The sequence below is a fragment of the Streptomyces sp. NPDC086777 genome (assembly GCF_040702065.1).
GTDB lineage: Bacteria > Actinomycetota > Actinomycetes > Streptomycetales > Streptomycetaceae > Streptomyces.
In genome coordinates, this window is the sequence record NZ_JBFBJI010000001.1 from 457,206 (window position 1) to 482,147 (window position 24,942).

Genomic DNA, 24,942 nt, shown 5'->3' on the forward strand with positions numbered 1-24,942 from the left:
GACTGACTGCGCCCATAAGCACCGAGTTACCGAAGTGGGCCGCCATGAGTGAGAACAGTGCTACGCGCGTGCTCGAAGACGGACAGAAACCGGAACAACTCCGAGCATCCGCGCTGCGCCCTCTGCTCGCCGCGATGACCGCCGCCCGCGACGGCGACTTCACGAAAGTCCCCGAGACCGGGACCTACGGGGCCGACGGGGCTGCCGGGGCTGCCGGGGCTGCCGGGGCTGCCGGGGGGAGCGACGGGGCCGCCGGGGAGGGGATCGTCGCCGAACTCACCGCGGTCTTCAACCAGATCATGGACCGCGGCATTCACTTCAACACCGACCTGCGGCGCGTGAAACGGGAACTGGTGCGCCACGGCCGGCTGGACGAACGGCTGTCGGCGAGCCCCGGCCAGGGCGCCTGGACGTCCCGCGTCAACGACGTCAACCAGGTCCTCGACGCCCTGGTCGCGCCGGCGGCGAACGCCACGCGCGTGCTCGACGCGGTGGCCGGCGGCGACCTGACCCAGCGGGTCGATCTGCACGACGGCAGCCGGCAGCTCCGCGGCGATCTGCGCCGACTCGCCCGCGCGGTGAACACGATGGTGGACCAGCTGTCCCTGTTCACCGGCGAGGTGACCCGGGTCGCGCGCGAGGTCGGCACCGAGGGACGGCTCGGCGGCCGGGCCAAGGTGCAGGGCCTGTCGGGCAGCTGGCGGGATGTCACCGAAGCGGTCAACACCATGGCCTCCCGGCTGACCGCGCAGGTCCGTGACATCGCCCTGGTGACGACGGCGGTGGCACGCGGCGACCTGACCCGCACGGTGACCGTCGAGGCGACCGGTGAGCTGCTGGAGCTGAAGCTCACCGTCAACACCATGGTCGACCAGCTCTCCGCCTTCGCCGACGAGGTCACCCGCGTCGCCCGCGAGGTCGGCACCGAGGGACGGCTCGGCGGCCGCGCCCAGGTACGGGGTGTGTCGGGCGTCTGGAAGGACCTCACCGACAACGTCAACTTCATGGCGTCGAACCTGACGTCCCAGGTCCGCAACATCGCCCAGGTGACCACGGCCGTCGCCAACGGCGACCTCTCGCAGAAAATCATGGTCGACGCGCAGGGTGAAATCCTTGAACTGAAGTCGACGATCAACACGATGGTCGACCAGCTCTCCGCCTTCGCCGACGAAGTCACCCGCGTCGCCCGCGAAGTCGGCACCGAAGGAAACCTCGGCGGCCGGGCCCACGTCAGAGGCGTGTCCGGCGTCTGGAAGGACCTCACCGACAACGTCAACTTCATGGCCGACAACCTGACGTCCCAGGTCCGCAACATCGCCCTCGTCTCCACGGCCGTCGCCCAGGGCGATCTCGGCAAGAAGATCACCGTGGAGGCGAAAGGAGAGATCCTGGAACTGAAATCGACGATCAACACGATGGTCGACCAGCTCTCCGCCTTCGCCGACGAAGTCACCCGCGTCGCCCGCGAGGTCGGCACCGAAGGAAACCTCGGCGGTCAGGCGCAGGTCAGAGGCGTCTCGGGAGTCTGGAAAGAACTCACCGACAACGTCAACTTCATGGCCCTGAACCTGACGTCCCAGGTCCGCAACATCGCCCAGGTGACCACGGCCGTCGCCAACGGCGACCTCTCCAAGAAAATCACCGTCGACGCACGCGGCGAGATCCTCGAACTCAAGGACACCGTCAACACGATGGTGGAACAACTGCGGGCCTTCGCCGACGAGGTGACCCGCGTCGCCCGCGAGGTCGGCACCGACGGCCGGCTGGGCGGCCGCGCCCAGGTGCTCGGCGTCTCCGGCGTCTGGCGCGACCTGACCGACAACGTCAACTACATGGCCGACAACCTCACCTCGCAGGTCCGCAACATCGCCCAGGTCGCGACGGCCGTCGCCCAGGGCGACCTGTCCCGGAAGATCGACGTGGACGCGCGCGGCGAGATCCTCGAACTGAAGACCACCATCAACACCATGGTCGACACCCTGTCCTCGTTCTCCTCCGAGGTGACCCGGGTGGCCCGCGAGGTGGGCTCCGACGGCCGGCTGGGCGGCCAGGCCCGCGTGGAGGGCGTGTACGGCACCTGGAAGCGCCTGACGACCAACGTGAACGAACTCGCGCTCAACCTCACCACCCAGGTCCGCGCGATCGCCGAGGTCGCCTCCGCCGTGGCCCAGGGCGACATGTCCCGCTCGATCACCGTCGAGACCCGCGGCGAGGTCGCCGAACTCAGGGACAACATCAACCTGATGGTGGCCAACCTGCGCGAGACGACCCGCGCGAAGGACTGGCTGGAGTCCAACCTGGCCCGCCTCGCCGCCCTCATGCAGGGCCACCGCGACCTGATGGAGGTCGCGGACCTCATCCTGCGCGAACTGACCCCGCTGGTGAACGCCCAGTACGGCGCGTTCTTCCTGGCCGACCCCGACGAGGACGGCGCCGCCGTACGCACCGCCGTACCGCCCAAGGGCCTTGCGTTCATCGCCGGCTACGGCTCCGCGCAGGGCGCGACGGTCGAGACCGGCGGCCTCCCCGTGCACGGCCTGGTCCGCCAGGCCGCCCGCGAGAAGAAACGGATCCTCGTCGAGGAGACCCCACCGGACTACATCAAGATCAACAGCGGTCTCGGCGAAGCAGCGCCCACCACGATCGTCATCATCCCGATCCTCTTCGAGGACAAACTCCTCGGCATCATCGAACTGGCCTCCTTCTCCCGCTTCTCCGACGTCCACCTCGCGTTCTTCGACCAGTTCGTCAACACCATCGGCGTGGCGATCAACACGATCATCGCCAACTCCCGCACCGAGTCCCTGCTCGGCGAGTCCCAACGGCTGGCGATGCAACTCCAGGAACGGTCGGACGAACTTCAGAAACAACAGGCGGAACTCCAGCGCTCCAATGCGGAACTGGAGGAGAAAGCCGCCCTCCTGGCGATCTCTTCCCAGTACAAGTCGGAGTTCCTGGCGAACATGTCCCACGAACTGCGCACCCCGCTGAACTCCCTGCTGATCCTGGCCCGGCTGCTGTCCGACAACCCGGACGGCCGCCTCTCCGACCAGGAGGTCCAGTTCGCGACGACGATCCACCGCTCCGGCTCGGACCTGCTCCAGCTCATCAACGACATCCTGGACCTGTCGAAGATCGAGGCCGGCCGGATGGACGTCCGCCCCAAGCGCCTCCCCCTGATCAAACTCCTCGACTACGTCCACGCGACGTTCCGCCCGCTGACCCTGGACCGGGGCCTGGCCTTCGAGGTGACCGTCGGCGACGACGTGCCGCGCGAGATGTACTCCGACGAACAACGCCTCCAGCAGATCCTGCGCAACCTGCTCTCCAACGCGATCAAGTTCACCGCCAAGGGCCGCGTGGAACTGCGGGTGCGCCGGGTGAAGGACCCCGGGCGCCATTACGTCCACGACAGCGACGAAGTGATCGCCTTCGAGGTGTCGGACACCGGCATCGGCATCGCCGCCGAGAAACTCCCGGTCATCTTCGAGGCGTTCCAGCAGGCTGACGGCACCACGAACCGCAAGTACGGCGGCACCGGCCTCGGCCTCTCCATCAGCCGGGAGATCGCCGGCCTGCTGGGTGGCCGGATCGTCGCCGAGAGCGAACCGGGCACCGGCTCGACGTTCACCCTCTACGTCCCGGTCGTCAGCCCCGGCCACACCGCACCCGCGCCGGCCCCGCAGAACCACGCCGTGCCCGCCCTCGGCCCCGCACCGGCCGCCGCTCCCGACCCCGACGACTCCTGGCCGGCCCCGACCAGACTGGCGGCATGGCAGACGGGCCGCGCGGGCCGCGTACTGCCCGGCCGCCGCGTCCTGATCATCGACGACGACATCCGCAACGTCTTCGCCCTCACCCACGTCCTCGGCCGCGTCGGCATGCCGGTGCTGTACGCGGAGAACGGCCGGGAGGGCATCGAGACCCTGGAACGCAACGCCGACGTCGAACTCATCCTGATGGACATCATGATGCCGGAGATGGACGGCCACGAGACCATCGCGGCCATCCGCCGCGCCCCCCGCTGGACCGGCCTGCCGATCGTCGCCCTCACCGCGAAGGCGATGCCGGGCGACCGGGAGAAGTCCATCGCCCGTGGCGCCAACGACTACGTACCCAAACCGGTGGACGTCGACCGGCTGCTCACCGTCGTATGCGCACTCCTGGACCCCGACAGCACACAGGACGGCGAGAGCGCCCACGACGAACGGACGGAGCCATGACCGCTGACGACCGTGCCGGCATCCTCCTGGTCGACGACATGGAGGACAACCTGATCGCCCTGGAGGCCGTCCTCGGGTCGCTGAACGAGCCGATCGTACGGGCCCGCTCAGGCGAGGAGGCGATGAAGGCCCTGCTCCGTCGCCGCTTCGCCGTCGTCCTCCTCGACATCCGCATGCCCGGCATGGACGGCTTCGAGACCGCCGCGAACATCAAACGCCTCGACCAGACGAAAGACGTCCCGATCATCTTCCTGACCGGAGCGGACGAGGACGCGGGGTACACGTTCCGCGGCTACGCCACCGGCGCTGCGGACTACCTGACGAAGCCGTTCGATCCGTGGGTGCTGCGGGCGAAGGTCAACGTGTTCCTGGAACTGCACCGGAAGAACCAGCAACTGCAGGTGCTGCTGGCACGGGAACAGGCGGATTTCAGCGAGCTGAGCAAGCGGCTGGCGGGACTGGAGGACCGGCTGTGCGAGGAACCCGTCGACATAGCAACGCTGAGAGAAGAAACCAGGGAACTGCGGCGCCTGCTCGGCCAAAGCAGGCTGCTGTGACGGGAAGGGGCGCGGGGAGCTGCGCGAACAGCCCCCACACGCCCGCGCCCTACGGCGAGGCCCTCGGCCCTCAGGCCTCCCGGGTCCCCGCGTACATCTCGTCGATGAGGTGCTTGTACTCCCGCTCCACGACCGGCCTCTTCAGCTTCAGGCTCGGCGTGATCTCCCCGTGCTCCACGTCGAGGTCCCGGGGCAGCAGCCGGAACTTCTTGATGGTCTGCCACCGCTGCAGCCCCTCGTTGAGCTGCTTGACGTACCCGTCGACCATCTCGACGGTCGCCGGCGCGGCCACCACCTCGGCGTAGGACCTGCCGTCCAGGCCGTTCTCCCTGGCCCACTCCAGGATCGCGACCTCGTCGAGGGCGATCAGAGCGGTGCAGAAGTTCCGGTCGGCGCCGTGCACGAGGATGTTGGAGACGTAGGGGCAGACCGCCTTGAACTGTCCCTCCACCTCGGCGGGGGCGATGTACTTGCCGCCGGACGTCTTGATGAGGTCCTTCTTGCGGTCGGTGATCCGCAGATAGCCGTCGGGGGACAGCTCGCCGATGTCCCCGGTGTGGAACCAGCCGTCGGCCTCCAGCACCTCCGCCGTCTTCTCGGGCAGCCCGTGGTAGCCCTGCATGATGCCGGGGCCGCGCAGCAGGATCTCGCCGTCGTCGGCGATCCGCACCTCGCAGCCGGGCAGCGGCTTGCCGACCGTACCGGTGCGGTAGGCCTCGCCTGGGTTCACGAAGGACGCGGCGGAGGACTCGGTGAGGCCGTAGCCCTCCAGGATGTGCACGCCGGCGCCGGCGAAGAAGTAGCCGATCTCGGGTGCCAGCGCCGCCGACCCGGAGACGCAGGCGCGCAGCCGGCCGCCGAAGGCCTCCCGCAGCTTGGAGTAGACGAGGCCGTCGGCGACCTTGTGCTTGGCGGCGAGCCCGAAGGGCGCGGTCGCGGCGCCGGTACGGCGGAAGTTGTCCTGGGTGACCTTGGCGTACTCGCGGGCGACGTCGGCCGCCCACTGGAAGATCTTGTACTTGGCGGCGCCGCCGGCGCGGGCCTTCGCGGCGACGCCGTTGTAGACCTTCTCGAAGATGCGGGGCACGGCGGCCATGTACGTCGGCTGCACGACCGGCAGATTCTCGATGATCTTGTCGACGCGACCGTCGACGGCGGTGACGTGGCCGACCTCGATCTGCCCGGAGGTGAGCACCTTCCCGAAGACGTGGGCGAGCGGCAGCCACAGGTACTGCACGTCCTCGGCGCTGATCAGCCCGGTCGCGGCGATCGCCTTCGCCATGTACGACCAGTTGTCCTGCGGCAGCCGTACGCCCTTGGGGCGGCCGGTGGTGCCGGAGGTGTAGATGAGGGTGGCGAGCTGGTCCTTGGTGATCGCGCCGACCCGCTCCTTGATCAGCTCGGGGTGCTTCTCCAGGTACCTGGCGCCGCGCTGCTCCAGTTCGGCGAGGGTGATCACCCAGTCGCCGGTCTCGGCGCCGGCCGGGTCGATCACGACGACCTGGGTGAGCTCGGGCAGCTCGGGGCGCTTCTCGAGGACCTTGGCGACCTGCGCCGCGTCTTCCGCGATCAGTACCCGGCTCTCGGAGTCGGAGAGGATGAACGCCGACTCCTCGGCGTTGGTCTGCGGGTAGACCGTCGTGGTCGCGGCACCGGCGCACAGGATGCCGAGGTCGGCGAGGATCCACTCGACGCGGGTGGAGGAGGCGAGGGCGACTCGCTGCTCGGGCTCGATGCCGAGTTCGATGAGGCCGGCCGCGATCGCGTAGACCCGCTCGGCCGCCTGCGCCCAGCTGAGCGACTTCCATTCGTCCGGGCCCTGCCCGGAGGCCGCGGGCACCGGGTAACGGTAGGCCTCGGCGTCCGGTGTGGCCGCCACGCGATCCAGGAAGAGGGCCGCCACGGACGGCGGTCGGTTCTCGATCAGTGTCTGTGTGTCGGTCACGACATCCTCCGGGGCCCGCGACGGTGCGGCTGGCTCAGTGCGGCTGGGGTTTACTCACGGTGGGGTTCGCGCTGGTTGTTTAACTCGCGAGTAACTATCGAGCAGGGATCAGAGTAAGCCGCGACCGGCCCGCGCGTAAGGGGCATCGGCCTGTCTGTTTCGCCGCACGGTCCACACAGAGCGACGCTACGCACGCGTAGGGGTCCGCCGCACTTTCGTACGACGAACCCCCGTTGCACCCGATTTGCGGCCGCGACCGATTGTTACCCGCGGTTACTTCTTGCTCTTGGCCGATCCCGCGCTGTCATCGCTGGAGAGCACCGCGATGAAGGCCTCCTGCGGAACCTCCACGGAACCCACCATCTTCATCCGCTTCTTGCCTTCCTTCTGCTTCTCCAGCAGCTTGCGCTTGCGGGAGATGTCGCCGCCGTAGCACTTGGCGAGGACGTCCTTGCGGATGGCGCGGATGGTCTCGCGGGCGATGACCCGGGAGCCGATCGCGGCCTGGATGGGCACCTCGAAGGCCTGCCGCGGAATCAGCTCGCGCAGCTTGGCGACGAGCCGCACACCGTACGCGTACGCCGCGTCCTTGTGGGTGATCGCCGAGAACGCGTCGACCTTGTCGCCGTGCAGCAGGATGTCGACCTTGACCAGGCTGGAGGTCTGCTCACCGGTGGGCTCGTAGTCGAGCGAGGCGTAACCGCGGGTCTTCGACTTCAGCTGGTCGAAGAAGTCGAAGACGATCTCCGCGAGGGGCAGCGTGTACCGGATCTCGACGCGGTCCTCGGACAGGTAGTCCATCCCGAGCAGGGTGCCGCGCCGGGTCTGGCACAGCTCCATGATCGAACCGATGAACTCGGTCGGCGCGAGGATCGTGGCCCGTACGACGGGCTCGTACACCTCGTTGATCTTCCCCTCGGGGAATTCGCTCGGGTTGGTGACCGTGAACTCCGTCCGGTCCTCCATGACGACGCGGTAGACCACGTTCGGCGCGGTGGCGATCAGGTCGAGCCCGAACTCGCGCTCCAGCCGCTCCCGGATCACGTCCAGGTGCAGCAGGCCGAGGAAACCGACGCGGAAACCGAAGCCGAGGGCGGCGGAGGTCTCCGGCTCGTAGACGAGCGCGGCGTCGTTCAGCTGGAGCTTGTCGAGGGCCTCGCGCAGCTCCGGGTAGTCGGAGCCGTCCAGCGGATACAGACCGGAGAAGACCATCGGCTTCGGGTCCTTGTAGCCGCCGAGCGCCTCGGTGGCGCCCTTGGCCTGGCTGGTGACGGTGTCACCGACCTTGGACTGGCGGACGTCCTTCACACCCGTGATCAGATATCCGACCTCGCCGACGCCGAGTCCGTCGGCGGGCAGCATCTCCGGCGAGTTGGTGCCGATCTCCAGCAGTTCGTGGGTGGCGCCCGTCGACATCATCTTGATCCGCTCACGCTTGTTGAGCTGGCCGTCGATGACACGGACGTACGTCACGACACCGCGGTAGGAGTCGTAGACCGAGTCGAAGATCATGGCGCGGGCGGGCGCGTCGGCGACACCGACCGGCGCCGGGATCTCCTGGACGACCTTGTTCAGCAGCGCGTCGACGCCGAGACCGGTCTTCGCGGAGACCTTCAGCACGTCGGACGGGTCGCAGCCGACCAGGTTCGCCAGTTCCTCGGCGAACTTCTCCGGCTGTGCGGCCGGCAGGTCGATCTTGTTGAGCACGGGGATGATCGTGAGGTCGTTCTCCATCGCCAGGTAGAGGTTGGCGAGGGTCTGCGCCTCGATGCCCTGGGCGGCGTCGACGAGGAGGACGGTCCCCTCGCAGGCCGCCAGCGACCGCGAGACCTCGTAGGTGAAGTCGACGTGCCCCGGGGTGTCGATCATGTTGAGGATGTGCGTGCTGCCCTGGTCCGGGCCCTCGGTCGGGGCCCAGGGCAGACGCACCGCCTGGGACTTGATCGTGATGCCGCGCTCGCGCTCGATGTCCATCCGGTCGAGGTACTGAGCACGCATCTGCCGCTGCTCGACCACGCCGGTCAGCTGGAGCATCCGGTCGGCGAGCGTGGACTTGCCGTGGTCGATGTGCGCGATGATGCAGAAATTGCGGATCAGAGCCGGGTCGGTACGGCTCGGCTCGGGCACATTGTTAGGGGTCGCGGGCACGCAGGGTCCTGTCTCTTGAGGCGCCTTATGCCTCGGGTCGGATCGATACGTAGTCTCCATGGTCCCATGACGAGGGACCGGGGACCGGTTTGGGCCATTCTCCTGCCCGCTGGTAGTGTGGGCGGCTGTGTCTCATGCCCTCTCAGCGCGAGGCACACCTTCAAGAAATCATCGGTGCGGGACCTTCGCGGCCCCGTACCAGAACCTGAAAAGGCTCATTCGTGGCGAACATCAAGTCCCAGATCAAGCGGATCAAGACCAACGAGAAGGCCCGGCTGCGCAACAAGGCCGTCAAGTCCTCCCTGAAGACCGCGGTCCGCAAGGCCCGTGAGGCCGCTGCCGCGGGTGACGTCGAGAAGGCCACCGAGCTGCAGCGCGCTGCCGCGCGTGCGCTCGACAAGGCCGTCTCGAAGGGCGTCATCCACAAGAACCAGGCCGCCAACAAGAAGTCGGCGCTTGCTTCCAAGGTTGCTTCCCTCAAGGGCTGAAAACTTGATTTGACGCCGGAAGGACCCGGGCGGGCCCTCTCTCATCCGCCCCCGGCCGGCACCCGAGGATCGACGCGCGGCCTGCGTTCGCCACGCGGGCGTCGATCGACAGCTTGAACCAAGGGCCCCGGTGCCTCGCCCTTCCCCAGGGCGGACGCCGGGGCCTTCGGCATGCCCGGGCGCCTCCGCGCGCCCTGCGCCCTGCTATCCCCTGCCGCGCGACCGCGCCGCCCGCGCGATCGTCACCACGGCCTTCTCCAGGGCGTACTCGGGGTCGTCCCCGCCGCCCTTCACGCCCGCGTCGGCCTCGGCGACGGCCCGCAGCGCCACGGCGACCCCGTCCGGTGTCCACCCGCGCATCTGCTGCCGTACCCGGTCGATCTTCCACGGCGGCATCCCGAGCTCCCGTGCGAGATCCGCGGGCCGCTGCCCGCCCCGCGCGCCCGCGAGCTTCCCGATCGCCCGGACGCCCTGCGCGAGCGCGCTCGTGATCATCACCGGGGCGACACCGGTCGCCAGCGACCAGCGCAGCGCCTCCAGCGCCTCCGCGGTGCGCCCCTCCACGGCGCGGTCGGCCACCGTGAAGCTCGACGCCTCGGCCCGCCCGGTGTAGTACCGGCCGACAACGGCCTCGTCGATGGTGCCCTCGACGTCCGCGGCGAGCTGGGTGACGGCCGACGCGAGCTCCCGCAGATCGCTGCCGATGGCGTCCACGAGCGCCTGGCAGGCCTCGGGCGTGGCGGACCTCCCCAGCACCCGGAACTCGCTGCGCACGAACGCGAGCCGGTCCGCCGGCTTGGTCATCTTCGGGCAGGCGACCTCCCGGGCTCCCGCCTTGCGCGCCGCGTCGAGCAGCGCCTTGCCCTTGACCCCGCCGGCGTGCAGCAGCACGAGCGTGATCTCCTCGGCCGGCGACCCGAGGTACGCCTTCACGTCCTTGACCGTGTCGGCGGACAGGTCCTGCGCGTTGCGCACGACCACGACCTTGCGCTCGGAGAACAGGGACGGGCTGGTCAGCTCGGCCAGCGTGCCGGGCTGCAACTGGTCGGGGTTCAGGTCCCGTACGTCCGTGTCGGCGTCGGCCGCCCGGGCAGCGGCCACCACCTGCTGCACGGCGCGGTCGAGCAGCAGCTCCTCCTGCCCCACGGCCAGGGTCACCGGGGCGAGCAGATCGTCATCAGCAGTCTTCTTGGCCATCGCGCCAAGCATCCCACGGCCCACTGACAACAGGGCCGGTCACGTCCCGGCCGCCCCGGGACGGCCGCGCTCCTACGGCTCCTCCCGCCACCCCTCCCACTCCCCGGCGAACTCGTCCAGCTCCGCCGGGTCCAGCCGCCCCTGCTCGTCCCTCAGCAGGACCAGCCACTGTGCGTCCTCGGCGTCGTCCTCGCCGGCCAGCGCGTCCCGCACCAGCCGCGGCTCCTCGTCGACCCCGAACCGCTCCCCGAGGGCCTCGGAGGCCTCCTGGGCCGCGTCCCGGTCGGGCAGCACCAGCACATGTCTCACATCGCTCACGGCCCCATTCTCGGGCACCGCCGGCCACCGGTACGAGCCGTGGCGAAAGGGAGCGGAACGCGGGGGCCGGTTCAGCCCTTCGGGACGATCTGCACGTCCAGGTCGACGCGGATGCTCGGCCCGACCACCGCGATCCCACGCGCCAGCATGGTCTGCCAGCTCACGGTGAAGTCGTCGCGGTGGAGCTCGGTGGTGGCCCGGCAGGCCGCGCGCACCTCCCCCTCCATGCCGTTGCCGAGCCCGAGGTACTCCGTGTCGAGAGTGACCGTGCGGGTAACGCCGTGCAGGGACAGCGCCCCGGTGACGCCCCACCTGGTGCCGCCCCGGTGCACGAAGCGGTCGCCGTAGAACTCCAGCGTCGGAAAACGCTGCACGTCCAGGAAGTCCGGCGACCGCAGGTGGTCGTCGCGCATCCGGACGCCCGTGTCGATGGTCGCGGCGTCGATGACGACGTGCATGGCGGAACGTTCCATCGGTTCGCCGATCCGCACCGCGCCCGCGAACGAGTTGAACCGCCCGTGGATCCGGGCCAGTCCGATGTGCCGGGCGGTGAAACCGATCGAGGAATGCGTCGGCTCGATCTCCCAGTCCCCCGGCGCCGGCAGCTCCGGCGGCTGGGCGACCTGGAGGATGACGTCACCGAGCGAGGCGAGGCAGTTCTCGCCGACCTGTGCGGTGGCCCGGTACGGCGCGAACCCCTCGGCGGACACCGCCAGCCGGTACTCCCCGGCCGGCACGGCCGTCACGAACGACCCATAGGGATCCACGCCCCCGCTGACCACCGTGCGTCCCATGGTGTCGCTGATCGCGAACTCGGCGTTCGTCACCGGGTCGTTGACCGGGTCGAGCACCCGGCAGCTCAGCACCCCGGCGTCGGGCGGGGTCTGCACCGCGGCGAGGGGACTCGCCTGTCGCACCCGGTTCGTTCGGTTTCCCATCAAGCGGCCGAACATCCTCGCCACCCCTGTACGCCTCGCCGTCATCCGTTACGAAGGAACATTCGATCACCGATGCGGCTTTCGGGGCAACTCGGGCCCACATCACGGGAATCAGGCGCATGCGCCGGAACTACGCACGACTAACACGCTACACGCCGGTAGAAACACGTTCTCCCACGAAGCCCGAATTAGCCGTTCCCGTCGATTTTCCCTGGATTTCGCACAGTCGGCACACAGTCCAGCACGATCCCGAACCGCTCCCGGTACACCACGAGCACCTCCTCTTCGTGCTCCAACTCCCGCACCTCACGCGTCCCGTCGGCCGCCGTCCACTTCAGCGTCCGGTCGCTGAGCGTGATCCGCCCGCCGTCCCCGGTGAGCCGGGAGCAGACGAGCGACCGGGTGAAGTGCGACGACGGCGAGGTGCTGTGCCACCACGCCCCGGCCGTGAAGTCCCCGAGCACCCGCGGCCGGACCTCCAGCCGGTACTGCGGCTCCCCGTCGCGCAGCACGTCCAGGTCCCCGCCCACCACGCGGTCCCCGCCCCCGCCCACCGCACCCGCCTCGTCCGGCCCGGCCTCCCCGATCCGGAACGTCCCGCCAGGATCGGCCTGCTCGCCCCGCTCCGCGAACGCCAACGGGTAGTGGCTGTGCGTCCCGAACCCCACGTCGGCCAGCCACTCACCGCCGTCCACCGTCCGCACCCGCAGCGCGAGATGGTCGTACGGGATCCCGAGCCGCCCGTCCGCCCCGTACACCCGCCCCGCCAGCGGTGTCACCCCGAAACCGAGCGCGGTCAACAACACCGCGAAGGCACCGTTGAGTTCGTAGCAGAACCCGCCCCGCCCCGCGCCCACCACCTTCTCCACCAGGCGCTCCTCGGCCAGCACGATCTCCTCGCCGAGATGGACCGACAGGTTCTCGAAGGGCACCGTCCGCAGGTGCCGAAGGTGCAGCTCGCGCAGGGCGTCCACAGTGGGCCGGGCCGGGCGAACGGCTCCGAGCCGGCCGAGGTAGGCGTCGATCTGCGCCGGGTTCACCGAGTTCATGCCCTCAGTCTCGCGCCACGCGCAGCTCCCCCGCCTCCCCGCCCCCGCCGCCGGTCACGGCGAGCGCCCCGTCCCGGTCGGTCCGCAGCACCACCGCCCCCACGGCCCGCAACTCGGCCACCGTGCCCGGTGCCGGATGACCGTACGGGTTGTCCGCCCCGCAGGAGATGAGCGCGACCCGCGGCGCCGCCAGCCGCAGCAGCTGCGGGTCCTGGTACGCGGACCCGTGGTGGGCGACCTTCAGCACATCCACCCGCGCCATCTCGGCCGCCGCAGGCGATCTCAGCAGCTCCTGCTGGGCCGGGGGTTCGAGATCCCCGAGCAGCAGCATCCGCAGCCCGGCCGAACGGACCAGCAGGGCGACACTGGCATCGTTCGGCCCGTCCGGCTCGGCCGCCGGGTCCGGGGGCGGCCACAGCACCCGCCAGTCCAGCGGCCCGGTCCTGCGCCGCTCCCCGGCGACCGCCCGCGTGAGCGGGACCCGGTGCTCGGCGGCCTGCCTTCTGACGAACTCGGCCTGGTCCGCGGGTTCCTCGAATCCTGTCGTCTCGATCTGCGCCACCGCACGGCCGCGCAAGACCCCGGGCAGGCCCGCGACATGGTCCGCGTGGAAGTGGGTGAGGACCAGGAGCGGGATCCGGGTGATGCCGAGTTCGCGCAGGCAGTGGTCGACCAGTGCCGGATCGGGTCCGGCGTCCACGACCACTCCCGTGCCCGCACCCGCCGCGAGCACGGTCGCGTCCCCCTGGCCGACGTCGCACATCGCGAGCCGCCAGCCGGGCGGCGGCCAGCCCGTGACCACCCGGGCCAGCGGCGCCGGACGCACCACCAGCAGCACGAGCAGTACCCCCAGCACCCCGCACCACCACGGATGCCGCAGCAACCGCCGCCCGAGCGCCACGACGGCCACCGTCACCCCGGCCAGCAGCAGCGCCCCCGTCCAGTTCCCGGGCCAGTCCACGCCCGCACCCGGCAGCCCGGCACCGGTCCTGGCGATGCCCGCGATCCACCCGGCCGGCCAACCCGCGCACCACGCCAGCACCTTGGCCGCCGGCATCGCCACCGGAGCCGCCGCGAGCGCCCCGAACCCCAGGACCGTGGCCGGCGCGACCGCGATCTCCGCCAGCAGGTTGCAGGGCACTGCCACCAGACTCACCCGCGCCGACAGCACCGCGACCACCGGCCCGCACACCGCCTGCGCGGCCGCGGCCGCCGCCAGCCCCTCGGCCAGCCGCTCCGGCACCCCGCGCCGCCGCAGCGCCTCGCTCCATCCGGGCGCCAGCAGCAGCAGCGAACCCGTCGCCAGCACCGACAGCAGGAAGCCGTAACTGCGCGCAAGCCACGGGTCGTAGAGCACCAGCAGCAGAACCGCCGTGGCCAGTGCCGGGACCAGGGACCTGCGGCGGCCGGTAGCCAGGGCGAGCAGGGCGACCGCTCCGCAGGTCGCGGCCCGCAGCACGCTGGGGTCCGGCCGGCACACGACGACGAAGGCGAGGGTGAGCGCCGACGCGAACAGCGCGGTCGCCCGCAACGACAGCCCCAGGCGCGGAGCCAGACCCCGGCGCTCGGTCTGCTGGGCCAGTCCCGGCGGTCCGATGAGCAGGGCGAGCAGGATGGTGAGGTTGCTGCCCGACACCGCGAGGGTGTGCGCGAGATCGGTCGCCTCGAACGCCTCGTCCAGCTCCGGGGTGATCCGTGAGGTGTCCCCGACGACCAGCCCGGGCAGCAGCGCCCGCGCGTCCTCGGGCAGGCCGTCGGTCGCCGCACGCAACCCGGCCCGCAACCGTCCGGCCAGCCGCTGCCGCCCGCTCGGCTCCCCCACCACCGCCGGCGCGGGACGCTCCCGCACCCGCAGCAGCGCCGCGACCCGGTCGCCGCCGGCCGTGGCCGGCGCCAGCCGCCCGCTCACCCTCAGCCGGGTCGAGGGCAGCAGCCCGAGCCATCGCGCGCGGCCGCCGCCACCGGGCGCCGGTACCCCCGTGTCCACGGCCATCAGCACCGGCGAACGCGTCGCCACCACGGTCCCGTCGCCCTGCTCCACCTGACGCACCTCGCCGCGCACCAGTACGGCGGCCGGCGTGGCGTGGTCCCCCCGCACGCGTGGCCTGGCCGCCCAGGGGTCGCCCGTGAGCTCAACCTCGACGGTCACCGTGGCGTACGCGCGGGCCAGAGCGGGAACCGGTCCGCGGTGTACGTCCGCCCCGTGCAGCCCCGCGGAGGCGGCCGCCCCGGCGACGCAGAGGAGCAGCGCGCCGACCGAGGCCCGCCGCCAGCCCGTCGGCCGGGCGGACGTGGCGTCGGCGGTTCCCGTCACAGATCGGGTGCGGGCCCTGCCGAGCCCCAGCAGGATCACCGCGACGGCCAGACAGACGACGGCGACCGCAGCCGTCCACCCGGGCGGCGCGTCCAGTGCCAAGGCCGCGGTGCCCCACACGGCCAGCGCCGGCGGCACCAGCCGCAGGTCGGCGCGCGCGTCCTGCCGGGCGGACGCGGTCCCGGTCCGCCGCCCCGGGCCGGCGGGCACCGACCGGCCCACAGCCGTGGGTGCGGGCGCCGCTTCGCCGGTTGCCCGGCTCATGGCCGTACCAGGTCCCGAAGGTCGGAGTAGCGGCGGTCGCCGATACCCCTGACCTGGCGGAGTTCGTCGACCGAACGAAAACCGGCGTGCTGGGTGCGGAAGTCGAGGATGTGCTGGGCCAGTACCGGGCCGACGCCGGGCAGGGCGTCGAGTTGGTCGAGCGTCGCGGTGTTCAGGGAGAGCGGGGCGGCCGGGCCCGTTCCCGTCGCCGGACCGCCCGCGGCCGAAGCCGGTGCGGCCGGCGGGGCGGGGCCCCCGACGACGATCTGTTCACCGTCCGTCAGGAAGCGGGCGCGGTTGAGTCCGTCGGTGTCCGTACCGGGCCGTACCCCGCCCGCCGCCCGAAGCGCGTCGGTCACGCGGGAGCCGGCCGGCAGCGTGTGGACCCCCGGATCCCGGACCTTCCCGGTGACATCCACCACGATCTCCGCACCGGCCGCGCTGGTTCCGGTGGGCGCGCCGGGCACGCCGGGGGCCGCGGCGGTACCAGATCCGGTGGTGGTGGTCCCGGTGGCTGGGGCCTGCTCCTCGGCCTTCTCGTACGGCGCCTGCGCGCGCACCACCTCGGGCGCGCTGACGGACTCGGTGCGGCTCGTCCAGAAGTGCTGCACCGCCAGTGCCGCGGCCACGACGAGGACCGCCCCGAGGGCGACCGCACCCCGGCGTTCCAGCCCGCAGCGTGTCTGGAGCCACACCGGCATCCGCTCTCGTACCGCGAGCCCGACCCGGGACCGCAGCCCGGACAGCTGCGGCTCGCGGCGCGCGGTGGCCTCGCCGGCCAGCGCGCGGGCCGACGACATCACGGCCGCTGCCGTGGACAGCGCAGCCGCGGCGGTACGTACTCCCGCGGTGGCAGTGCGCACCGCGGTCGTCGCCGCGGTCAGTCCGGTCGCCGCGCCGGTGCCGGTCACCGTCTCCGCGGTGGGCGGTCCCTGCCCCGGCCCGGGCCTGGCGACGGCCCGTTCACCGAAGAGGAGTTCCGCCCTGCGGCGCAGTTCGTCCGCCGGTGCGGGGCGGTGGCGGGCGCGGGTGCGGACCGGGGACCGCCGGTTCCGGGTGCGGCCGTCGGAGGTGGGGCCCCGGCCCGGGCCACTGGTCGCATGTGAGTCGCGAGAACGTGATCGAAGTGCCATGCGACGAGGATCGGGCTTCCCGCCGATCCGCGATGATCTTGCTCAGTTTCCGTGGACGGCGCCCGCGTTGTGGAAAACTCCGCCACTCGTACGAGTGATCGCGCCGAGGCGCGCGCCCCAAGACCCACGGCTCATCGCAGCGAGACGACCGCCCCGAGCAGCCCGGGGCCGGTGTGCGCCCCGATGACCGCGCCGACCTCGCTCACGTGCAGGTCGGCGAGCCCTGACACCCGCGCCCGCAGCCGGTCGGCGAGGGCCGAGGCCCGGTCGGGGGCGGCGAGATGGTGCACGGCGATGTCCACCTCGGCGGCGCCCGCCCGCTCGGCGGTGAGCTCCTCGAGGCGGGCGATGGCCCGGGACGCCGTCCGCACCTTCTCCAGGAGCTCGATCCGTCCGCCGTCCAGCTGGAGCAGGGGCTTCACGGCGAGCGCGGAACCGAACAGGGCCTGGGCCGCGCCGATGCGGCCGCCGCGGCGCAGATAGTCGAGGGTGTCGACGTAGAAGTACGCGGAGGTGCCGGCGGCCCGCTTCTCCGCCGCCGTGACGGCCTCGTCGACGGTGCCGCCCGCCTCGGCGGCCTCCGCCGCCGCCAGCGCGCAGAAGCCGAGGGCCATCGCGACCATCCCGGTGTCCACCACACGCACCGGAACCGGGGCCTCCCGGGCAGCGACGACAGCCGCGTCGTAGGTGCCCGACAGTTCGGCGGAGAGGTGGAGCGAGACGATTCCGGTGGCCCCGGTCCCGGCGACCCTTCGGTAGGTTTCGGCGAACACCTCGGGGCTGGGCCGGGAGGTGGTGACGGGGCGCCGCTTCTGCAGAGCCTGGGCCAGGGAACGCGTCGAGATCTCGGTGCCCTCTTCGAGTGCCCGGTCGCCGAGGACCACGGTCAGCGGCACCACGGTGATGCCGTGGCGCTCCACCGTCCGCGGCGGCAGGTAGGCCGTTGAATCGGTGACGATCGCGACATGGCGGGACATGAGCTGGAGGTTACCTGGCGTAGCCCGGGTGCGGCAGCCCGCCCCCGGCCGCCCGGACCGTGACCGGCCGGATCAAGTGGTGCTCTCCGGCCGGGGCTTCTTCTGCCAGGGGTACGCCCGGGGCCGGCCGGGCGGGGTGATCGCGGGCTGCACCGGCTCCCCGGCCGCGGCCGGCCGGGGTTGCTCGGGCCAGGTCTGGCGGTCACCTGGACCGACGGCGGCCTCGGGCCACGGCGGGGTCTGCCCGACCGGGTCCGGCCGGGTCCAGTGCCGCAGGGCGTCCGCCTCGACACCGATCTGGGTGCTCAGAGTGTCCAGGTCGTCGTCGGCGAAGCGGTGGGCCCGGTCGCGGGCCGCCCAGCGCAGCGCGTCCGCGGACCCGGTGATCTGCTCGGCGCGGCGGCGCAGCTCGGGCAGGCGGGTGGCGAGCGTGGCCCGGTCCGGTTCGGTCTCCAGGCGCCTGAGTTCACCGTCCAGTTCGTGCCCGTGGGCGCTGAGCCGCTGGAAGAGGCCGAGGGACTCCTTGAGCGACTCGTCCTCGGCGGCGCCCGCGTGCAACGCGTCCTGGGTGGCCCGCATCGAGGTGCGCAGGGCGAGCCGGAGCTGGGCGATCTCGCCCGCCGGACCGATCTGGACCATGGACTTGGCGCGCAGCGTGTGCTCCTCGACCGTGCGCCGGGCCTGGGTGATCGTGCGGTCCACGCCGCGCTTGGCCGCGCCGACCGCCTTGAACGTGACGTACGCCCCACCGGCGACGAAGAGCAGGAAGAGCACGGCGAACACGGCGATCACTGTTTCCACGGTGCTCCTCCTCGCTGCCCACCACCCGGCCTTTCCCGGGCACGGCGTGGGTGGCCGTGCCCCTCAACGGTAAACGCAAAGGGCAGGCCCGGAGTTCCGCAAGAACCCCGAACCTGCCCGTAGGGGACCACCCGGAGATGGCCGCGAATGTCACACCGTGACGATGTTCACCAGCTTCGGCGCGCGGACGATCACCTTGCGGATCCCTGCGCCGCCCAGCGCCTTCACGACCAGCTCGTCGGCCAGCGCCGCCTTCTCCAGCTCCTCGTCGGAGATGGCGGGCGACACCTCCAGGCGGGCCTTGACCTTGCCCTTGATCTGCACGACGCAGGTCACGGTCTCGTCGACGACGTACTCAGGGTCCGCGACCGGGAAGTCCCGGTGCACGACCGAGTCGCTGTGGCCCAGCTTGCGCCACAGCTCCTCGGCGATGTGCGGGGCCAGCGGGGCGATCATCAGCACCAGCGGCTCGGCGACCGGACGCGGCACCGCGCCGCCCGCCTTCGTCAGGTGGTTGTTCAGCTCGGTGACCTTGGCGATGGCCGTGTTGAAACGCAGCCCCTCCAGGTCCTGGCGGACACCGTCGATCACCTTGTGCAGGACGCGCAGCGTCTCCTCGTCCGCCTCGACGTCGGTCACGGTGACCTCGCCGGTGGCCTCGTCGACGATGTTGCGCCACAGCCGCTGCAGCAGCCGGAACTGGCCGACCACCGCGCGCGTGTCCCACGGCCGGGACACGTCCAGCGGACCCATCGCCATCTCGTACAGGCGCAGGGTGTCGGCGCCGTACTCGGCGCAGATCTCGTCCGGAGTCACCGCGTTCTTCAGGGACTTGCCCATCTTGCCCAGCAGGCGGGTGACCTTCTCGCCCTGGTAGTAGTACTCGCCGCCCAGTTCCTCGACCTCGGCGGCGGGCACCGGGAAGCCGCGGCCGTCGCGGTAGACGTAGGCCTGGATCATGCCCTGGTTGAACAGCTTGTGGAACGGCTCGGCGGACGAGACATGCCCCAGGTCGTACAGGACCTTCGACCAGAACCGGGCGTACAGCAGGTGCAGCACGGCGTGCTCGGCGCCGCCGACGTACAGGTCGACACCGCCGTGCGGCATGCCCGCGCGCGGGCCCATCCAGTACTGCTCGATCTGCGGGTCGACCAGCTGCTCGCTGTTGTGCGGGTCCAGGTAGCGCAGCTCGTACCAGCAGGAACCGGCCCAGTTGGGCATGGTGTTGGTCTCGCGGCGGTACTTCTTCGGCCCGTCGCCCAGGTCCAGCGTGACGTTGGCCCAGTCCTCGTTGCGCGACAGCGGCGTCTCGGGCCGGGTGTCGGCGTCCTCCGGGTCGAAGGTGCGCGGCGAGTAGTCCTCGACCTCGGGCAGTTCCAGCGGCAGCATCGACTCGGGCAGCGCGTGGGCGACGCCGTCCTCGTCGTAGACGATCGGGAAGGGCTCGCCCCAGTAGCGCTGGCGGCTGAACAGCCAGTCGCGCAGGCGGAAGTTGACCGTGCCCTCGCCGATGCCCTTGCGGGCCAGCCACTCGGTGATGCGGGCCTTGGCCTCGGCGACCGGCAGGCCGTCCAGCCTGATGTCGTCGTTGGAGGAGTTGACGATCTTCGCGTCGTAGGAGCCGAAGGCGTCCTCCCACGTCGATGTGTCGGTGCCGCGGCCGTCGGTCGGCTCGACGATGCAGACGATCGGCAGCTCGAAGGCGCGCGCGAACTCGAAGTCGCGCTGGTCGCCCGCCGGCACGGCCATGATCGCGCCGGTGCCGTAGCCCATCAGGACGTAGTCGGCGATGAACACCGGGATCTTGTCGCCGTTGACCGGGTTGGTCGCGTAGGCGCCGGTGAAGACACCCGTCTTGTCCTTGGCCTCGGCCTGCCGCTCCACGTCGGACTTGGCGCCGGCCTGCGCGCGGTACGCGGCGACGGCCTCCGCGGGCGTGGCGTGGCCGCCGGTCCACACGTCGTGGGTGGCCTCGGGCCAGGCGTCCGGGACGAACCGGTCGACCAGCGGGTGCTCGGGGGCCAGCACCATGTAGGTCGCGCCGAACAGGGTGTCCGGGCGGGTGGTGAAGACGGTGATCTTCTCGCCGTCGATCGGGAAGTCGACGCGGGCGCCTTCGCTGCGGCCGATCCAGTTGCGCTGCTGCAGCTTGATGGCCTCGGGCCAGTCCAGCTCGTTCAGGTCGTCCAGCAGCCGGTCGGCGTAAGCGGTGATGCGCATGTTCCACTGGCGCAGCTTGGCCTTGTAGACGGGGAAGTTGCCGCGCTCGGAGCGGCCGTCGGCGGTGACCTCCTCGTTGGCCAGCACGGTACCCAGGCCGGGGCACCAGTTGACCGGCGCGTCGGAGGCGTAGGCCAGGCGGAACTCGCCCAGGACGTCGCCGCGCTCGGTCGCGGTCAGCTCGTGCCACGCGCGCGTGTGGCCCGGTACGGCGCGTTCACCGGACTCGAACTGGGCGATCAGCTCGGAGATCGGGCGGGCCTTGTCCGCCTCGTCGTCGTACCAGGAGTTGAAGATCTGCAGGAAGATCCACTGGGTCCACCTGTAGTAGTCCGGGTCGATCGTGGCGAACGACCGGCGCTTGTCGTGGCCCAGACCCAGCCGGCGCAGCTGGGACTTCATGTTGTTGATGGCGGCCTCGGTGGTCACCCGGGGGTGCTCGCCGGTCTGCACGGCGTGCTGCTCGGCGGGCAGGCCGAAGGCGTCGAAGCCCAGGGTGTGCAGGACGTTGTGGCCGTTCATCCGCTGGAAGCGGGCGAAGACGTCGGTGGCGATGTAGCCCAGGGGGTGCCCGACATGCAGGCCCGCACCGGACGGGTACGGGAACATGTCCATGATGAACTTCTTGGGCCGGGCGACCACCTCGGGGTCGCCGGCCAGGTCGCCCGTGGGGTTCGGTGCCGCGTAGGTGCCGTCGGCGTCCCAGAAGTCCTGCCAGCGTGCCTCGATCTCGGCCGCCAGAGCGGCCGTGTAGCGGTGCGGCGCGGCCTCCGCCGACGTGGCGGCGGCAGCGGGGTTCGTCTCGCTCATGATCCTCAAAGCTCCATCGGTCGTCTCTGCCTGCGGCTGCGAACGTTCTAGAAACGAAAAATCCCCTCGCACAGGAGGGGACGCCGCGCCGATGCCGACCAGCCGTTCTTGCGGCGGTCGGGACTGATCAGCGCGGCCCGCTAAGCAGAAGGCGTACGGCACGCATGGCGTCAGAGTACCGCAGCGCTTGAGCAAGCCGCGACGCGCTTACGTATCAGTGGTTGACACGTGCGTCTGAGGCGACCATCGGGACGAGAGTTGAACCAGGTTCAAAAATTACTTCGCGTAACGCCCGCTAAGGGACACCGCAAGGGCTGCATCGCTCTTTGATAACAACGCAATAACTCAAACCTCGTACTGATCGGTATGGCGCCACTTAGGCTGCGGCACCGGGACCGCTTTCCCGAACTGCTCGGAGTTGCCCCCATGAACCCTCGTCGTAGTAACAGCTCGCTTCCCAAGCCAGGCCGCTCGGCCTGGGGGGTGGCGTCCGCTGTCGTCCTGTTGCTGATACCCGTGGTTGTGCTGACCGGAGGCAGCCAGTTCCAATCGTTCCTGAACTTCGGTGCAGGCGTGCTCTCGCTCGTCTCGCTGAGCTGTTCGGTGATCTGGGGTCTGATCGCACAGGACCGCATCTTCCTCAACACCCGCCAGCGGATCGTCGGCCAGGCGGTGCACCGGACGACCGCGGTCGCCTCGATCGCGTTCCTGCTGGTGCACATCGTCACGAAGATCGCACTGGATCACACCGTGGTGATCGCCGCGATCATTCCGTTCTCGCTCGGCATCACCGGAAGCGCCGGCCTGATCGGGCTCGGTTCACTGGCCGGACTGCTGATGATCTTCGTGGGTGTCACCGGCGCCCTGCGCAGCAACTTCGCCGCCCCGGCCGTCGTCGCGGCCCGCTGGCGGGCCATGCACATGCTCGCCTACCCGGCCTGGTGCGCCGCCCTCATCCACGGCCTGTACGCGGGCCGTGCGGCGAAGCCGTTCTTCATGATCTCGTACGACCTGTGCCTGATCGGCGTGATGGCGGCGCTGGCGCTGCGCGCCGCCCCGCGCCCGTTCAAGCGGAAGGTCGCCGACCGTCTCGTCTCCGTCCTCGGCAGTTCGGAACGGCCGGAGCTGGACGATCTGGACGCCAGCCGTGCCCGGGTGGGCGAGTCCGGGCTGCCGGGCTACGAGGTCACGCGTGAGCGCGAGCCGAGGTCGTCGCGCGGCGGCACGGCGCCCTCCCAGCCGAACCCGCTGTTCCCGTCCGCGGCGGCCGCCGCACCCGGCCCCGACCCGGCGTCCGGCTTCGCCGCCGCCTACCGGGCGACGGCCGCGCCCGGCCAGCCGCAGTCGCCGTTCGCGGCCGGCCAGACCGCGCGGATGGAGCGCGTGGACAACCCGTCCAGCACCTCGGGCAGCTGGCCGATCCCGTCGCCGCCGCCGGTCGGCGAGGCGCCCCGGTCGGCGTACGACCCCATGCAGGACACCGGATACAACATCCCGGCCTATGGCAATCCGGGCGCCGGTGGCACGGGCGGACGTGATGTGTACGACACGGGTGAGACGAATGCCCGGTACGGGACGTACAACTCGAATGACACGTACAACAGCGGTCCCGCCAACGAACCACCGCCCGGTGCGTCCTTCGACGCCCCGGGTTCGGGCGAACCTTGGAACACGCCTTCCGGAGGCTATAGGTGAACGAGGCCCTGCCCGACGTCCCAGAAGTCCGCGTGGTCGGTCTTCCTCAGCTCACGTCGGGCTTCGACCTTGTCGAAAGACTCGATCTGCCCATGCACCTCAAGGTGCACGGGCCGCTCGAGCCCCTCGGCGGGGAGCAGCTCGCGCAGCTCTCCGAACGCATCAACCTGAAGGGCCGCGGCGGCGCGGGCTTCCCCTTCCACAAGAAGCTGCGTTCGGTCGCCGAGGCCGCGATCAAGCGTGGCGTACGGCCGGTCGTCGTCGTCAACGGCAGTGAGGACGAGCCGGCCTGCCGCAAGGACACCGTGCTGATCAACCGTGCCCCGCATCTGATCCTGGACGGCGCGCTGCTGTGCGCCGAGGCGCTGGGTGCCCGCACGCTCGTGGTGGGGGTCACCCGGGAGTCCACGCAGCGCTCCATGGAGCAGGCGCTCGCGGAGCGCGGTCTGAGCAACGGCCGGCGTTCGGCGTTGAAGGCGTTCGTCCAGCGCAACCCGGTCCGCATGGTGACCGGCGCCGCCGCGTCGCTGATCCGGTCGATCGACGGCGGCCCGGCCATCCCGCCCGGCCGCAAGACAAGCGCCTCGCAGAACGGCGTCGGCGGCGCGCCCACCCTGCTCTCGAACGCGGAGACGTTCGCGCAGCTGGCGATCGCCGCCCGGATCGGCCCGGAGCGCTACGGCAACACCGGCCTGTACGACGAGCCGGGCACCGTCATGCTGACGGTCTCCGGCGCGGTCGCCCGTCCCATGGTGATCGAGGTGCCCACGGGTGTGCCGCTGCGTTACGTCCTGCAACTGGCCGGTGCGCCGCCGGTGCCGCAGGGCGTGCTGACCGGTGGCTACCACGGCAAGTGGATCGACGCGGCCACGGTCAACGAGGCGATCGTCTCCCGCAACTCGCTCGACGCGGTCGGCGGCGCGCTGGGCGCGGGCGCCATCCTGCCGATCACGCAGGAGACCTGCCCGCTGGGCGAGTCGCTGCGGGTCGCCCAGTGGCTGGCGGAGGAGAGCGCGGGACAGTGCGGTCCCTGCTACCTGGGTCTGCCGGCGGCCGCGCGTGGCATGGAGGACATCCTCAACGGCGGCGGACCGGCCGCCCTGGAGGCGCTCAAACAGGTCGCGAAGAACGTGAAGCGGCGCGGGGCCTGCTCGCACCCGGACGGCTCCGCGATGTTCCTCGAGTCGACGATCAAGGCGTTCACCGACGACCTGGCCGCGCACGTTCTCGGAAACGGCTGCGGACGGCCCGTGGAGGGCGTTCTGCCGCTCTTCGAGGACGGCAAGATGCCGACCGGCATCCCGGGCGGCGGAGAGCCCGAGGACAACGGCGCCGGCAGCCGGCAGAAGATCTATGTGGACTGGACGCTGTGCCGGGGCCACGGCCTGTGCGCGGACATCCTCCCGGAGGTCTTCGAGCTGGGCGCGGACGGGTTCCCGACGGTCGCGCAGGCGAAGGTGCCCCGGTTCGCGGAGGCCAAGGCGCTGCGGGCGGTGCGCCGCTGCCCGGCGCTCGCCCTGCGCCTGGAGGAGGACACCCGCTCGCAGGCGCCGGCCAAGAACCTGCCGGTTCTCTCGCAGGGCCGCGGCCGCCGGGCGCTGGGACGCTGATCGCATGCACGCGCACGTGTGGGGCAGGTCACCCTGACCGGGTGGCCCGCCCCACGCGTGCGAGGAGGAGTCCGGCGGGGGATGTGCACGCGGACGGGGTTTCCGCGCGTTTGCTGGACGATAATGACCGGAACAACGTCGAAGGCGGACCATCCGTTCGGATGGTCCCAGCAGGCTGCCGGGGGTGAGCGAGCCGTGCTCGATCGCCGCTTCCAGCTGCTGGGCGAGCTGGAAGTACAATGGGACCGGGGAGCT

At 70.9% G+C, this 24,942-nt stretch carries 16 protein-coding genes and 1 pseudogene; 5 read left to right on the forward strand and 12 right to left on the reverse strand.

Annotation, left to right across the window (positions count from 1 at the left end; all coding sequences use genetic code 11):
- Positions 1-44: 44 nt before the first annotated feature.
- Positions 45-4,223, forward strand: a complete 4,179-nt coding sequence (locus AB0472_RS02070; RefSeq protein ID WP_366352530.1) for a HAMP domain-containing protein — start codon at positions 45-47, stop codon at positions 4,221-4,223.
- Entirely contained in the window at positions 4,220-4,780 is a 561-nt protein-coding gene (locus tag AB0472_RS02075) for a response regulator (protein WP_366352532.1), read from the forward strand. The genes AB0472_RS02070 and AB0472_RS02075 overlap by 4 nt, the downstream gene beginning before the upstream one ends.
- A 70-nt stretch (positions 4,781-4,850) precedes the next feature.
- Here AB0472_RS02075 and AB0472_RS02080 read toward each other — a convergent pair whose 3' ends face one another.
- Positions 4,851-6,725, reverse strand: a complete 1,875-nt coding sequence (locus tag AB0472_RS02080; protein ID WP_366352533.1) for an AMP-dependent synthetase/ligase — start codon at positions 6,723-6,725, stop codon at positions 4,851-4,853.
- A 273-nt stretch (positions 6,726-6,998) separates the two neighbouring features.
- The gene (gene lepA, locus AB0472_RS02085; RefSeq protein ID WP_366352535.1) at positions 6,999-8,873 is read right to left on the reverse strand and encodes a translation elongation factor 4; all 1,875 of its coding nucleotides are present in this window, start codon (positions 8,871-8,873) and stop codon (positions 6,999-7,001) included.
- Positions 8,874-9,094: 221 nt separating this feature from the next.
- On the opposite strand from lepA, the gene rpsT reads away from it, so the two are divergent.
- A complete protein-coding gene (rpsT, locus tag AB0472_RS02090) occupies positions 9,095-9,361 on the forward strand; it encodes a 30S ribosomal protein S20 (RefSeq protein ID WP_089106790.1) in 267 nt (88 codons plus the stop codon).
- A gap of 204 nt (positions 9,362-9,565) precedes the next feature.
- On the opposite strand, the gene holA is transcribed toward rpsT, so the two are convergent.
- The 9 genes from holA to leuS form a co-directional block, all read right to left on the reverse strand.
- A complete protein-coding gene (gene holA, locus AB0472_RS02095; RefSeq protein WP_366352537.1) occupies positions 9,566-10,558 on the reverse strand; it encodes a DNA polymerase III subunit delta in 993 nt (330 codons plus the stop codon).
- Between the two features lie 72 nt (positions 10,559-10,630).
- On the reverse strand, positions 10,631-10,876 hold the full coding sequence (locus AB0472_RS02100; RefSeq protein WP_351954990.1) for a hypothetical protein: 246 nt from the start codon (positions 10,874-10,876) through the stop codon (positions 10,631-10,633).
- A gap of 71 nt (positions 10,877-10,947) precedes the next feature.
- Positions 10,948-11,829: a YceI family protein gene (locus tag AB0472_RS02105; protein WP_366352539.1), complete on the reverse strand. Its 882-nt coding sequence runs from the start codon at positions 11,827-11,829 to the stop codon at positions 10,948-10,950.
- 173 nt (positions 11,830-12,002) lie between these two features.
- Positions 12,003-12,854 carry an arylamine N-acetyltransferase gene (locus AB0472_RS02110; protein WP_366352710.1) on the reverse strand — a complete coding sequence of 284 codons (852 nt, stop codon included), beginning with the start codon at positions 12,852-12,854 and terminating at the stop codon, positions 12,003-12,005.
- Between the two features lie 13 nt (positions 12,855-12,867).
- Entirely contained in the window at positions 12,868-15,441 is a 2,574-nt protein-coding gene (locus tag AB0472_RS02115) for a ComEC/Rec2 family competence protein (RefSeq protein ID WP_366352540.1), read from the reverse strand.
- Positions 15,438-16,574, reverse strand: a complete 1,137-nt coding sequence (locus AB0472_RS02120) for a ComEA family DNA-binding protein (RefSeq protein WP_366352541.1) — start codon at positions 16,572-16,574, stop codon at positions 15,438-15,440. The genes AB0472_RS02115 and AB0472_RS02120 overlap by 4 nt, the downstream gene beginning before the upstream one ends.
- A gap of 131 nt (positions 16,575-16,705) precedes the next feature.
- On the reverse strand, positions 16,706-17,551 hold the full coding sequence (locus tag AB0472_RS02125) for a DegV family protein (RefSeq protein ID WP_366352543.1): 846 nt from the start codon (positions 17,549-17,551) through the stop codon (positions 16,706-16,708).
- 72 nt (positions 17,552-17,623) lie between these two features.
- The gene (locus AB0472_RS02130) at positions 17,624-18,352 is read right to left on the reverse strand and encodes a hypothetical protein (RefSeq protein WP_366352545.1); all 729 of its coding nucleotides are present in this window, start codon (positions 18,350-18,352) and stop codon (positions 17,624-17,626) included.
- A 150-nt stretch (positions 18,353-18,502) separates the two neighbouring features.
- Positions 18,503-21,382: a leucine--tRNA ligase gene (leuS, locus tag AB0472_RS02135; RefSeq protein ID WP_366352546.1), complete on the reverse strand. Its 2,880-nt coding sequence runs from the start codon at positions 21,380-21,382 to the stop codon at positions 18,503-18,505.
- A 426-nt stretch (positions 21,383-21,808) separates the two neighbouring features.
- On the opposite strand from leuS, the gene AB0472_RS02140 reads away from it, so the two are divergent.
- On the forward strand, positions 21,809-23,077 hold the full coding sequence (locus tag AB0472_RS02140; protein WP_366352712.1) for a cytochrome b/b6 domain-containing protein: 1,269 nt from the start codon (positions 21,809-21,811) through the stop codon (positions 23,075-23,077).
- Positions 23,074-24,687: an NADH-ubiquinone oxidoreductase-F iron-sulfur binding region domain-containing protein gene (locus tag AB0472_RS02145; protein ID WP_366352548.1), complete on the forward strand. Its 1,614-nt coding sequence runs from the start codon at positions 23,074-23,076 to the stop codon at positions 24,685-24,687. Before AB0472_RS02140 ends, AB0472_RS02145 begins: the two co-directional genes overlap by 4 nt.
- 165 nt (positions 24,688-24,852) lie before the next feature.
- Here the strand turns inward: AB0472_RS02145 and AB0472_RS02150 are convergent.
- Positions 24,853-24,942 (reverse strand): annotated as a pseudogene (locus AB0472_RS02150) (GntR family transcriptional regulator); the annotation flags it as partial.

Bases quoted from the DNA above. Each gene is read 5' to 3' on its own strand.
- AB0472_RS02070 (WP_366352530.1), top strand. From the start codon at position 45: ATGAGTGAGAACAGTGCTACGCGCGTGCTCGAAGACGGACAGAAACCG.
- leuS (WP_366352546.1), bottom strand. From the start codon at position 21,382: ATGAGCGAGACGAACCCCGCTGCCGCCGCCACGTCGGCGGAGGCCGCG.
- AB0472_RS02115 (WP_366352540.1), bottom strand. From the start codon at position 15,441: ATGAGCCGGGCAACCGGCGAAGCGGCGCCCGCACCCACGGCTGTGGGC.
- AB0472_RS02120 (WP_366352541.1), bottom strand. From the start codon at position 16,574: ATGGCACTTCGATCACGTTCTCGCGACTCACATGCGACCAGTGGCCCG.
- holA (WP_366352537.1), bottom strand. From the start codon at position 10,558: ATGGCCAAGAAGACTGCTGATGACGATCTGCTCGCCCCGGTGACCCTG.
- AB0472_RS02075 (WP_366352532.1), top strand. From the start codon at position 4,220: ATGACCGCTGACGACCGTGCCGGCATCCTCCTGGTCGACGACATGGAG.
- AB0472_RS02105 (WP_366352539.1), bottom strand. From the start codon at position 11,829: ATGTTCGGCCGCTTGATGGGAAACCGAACGAACCGGGTGCGACAGGCG.
- AB0472_RS02125 (WP_366352543.1), bottom strand. From the start codon at position 17,551: ATGTCCCGCCATGTCGCGATCGTCACCGATTCAACGGCCTACCTGCCG.
- AB0472_RS02140 (WP_366352712.1), top strand. From the start codon at position 21,809: ATGAACCCTCGTCGTAGTAACAGCTCGCTTCCCAAGCCAGGCCGCTCG.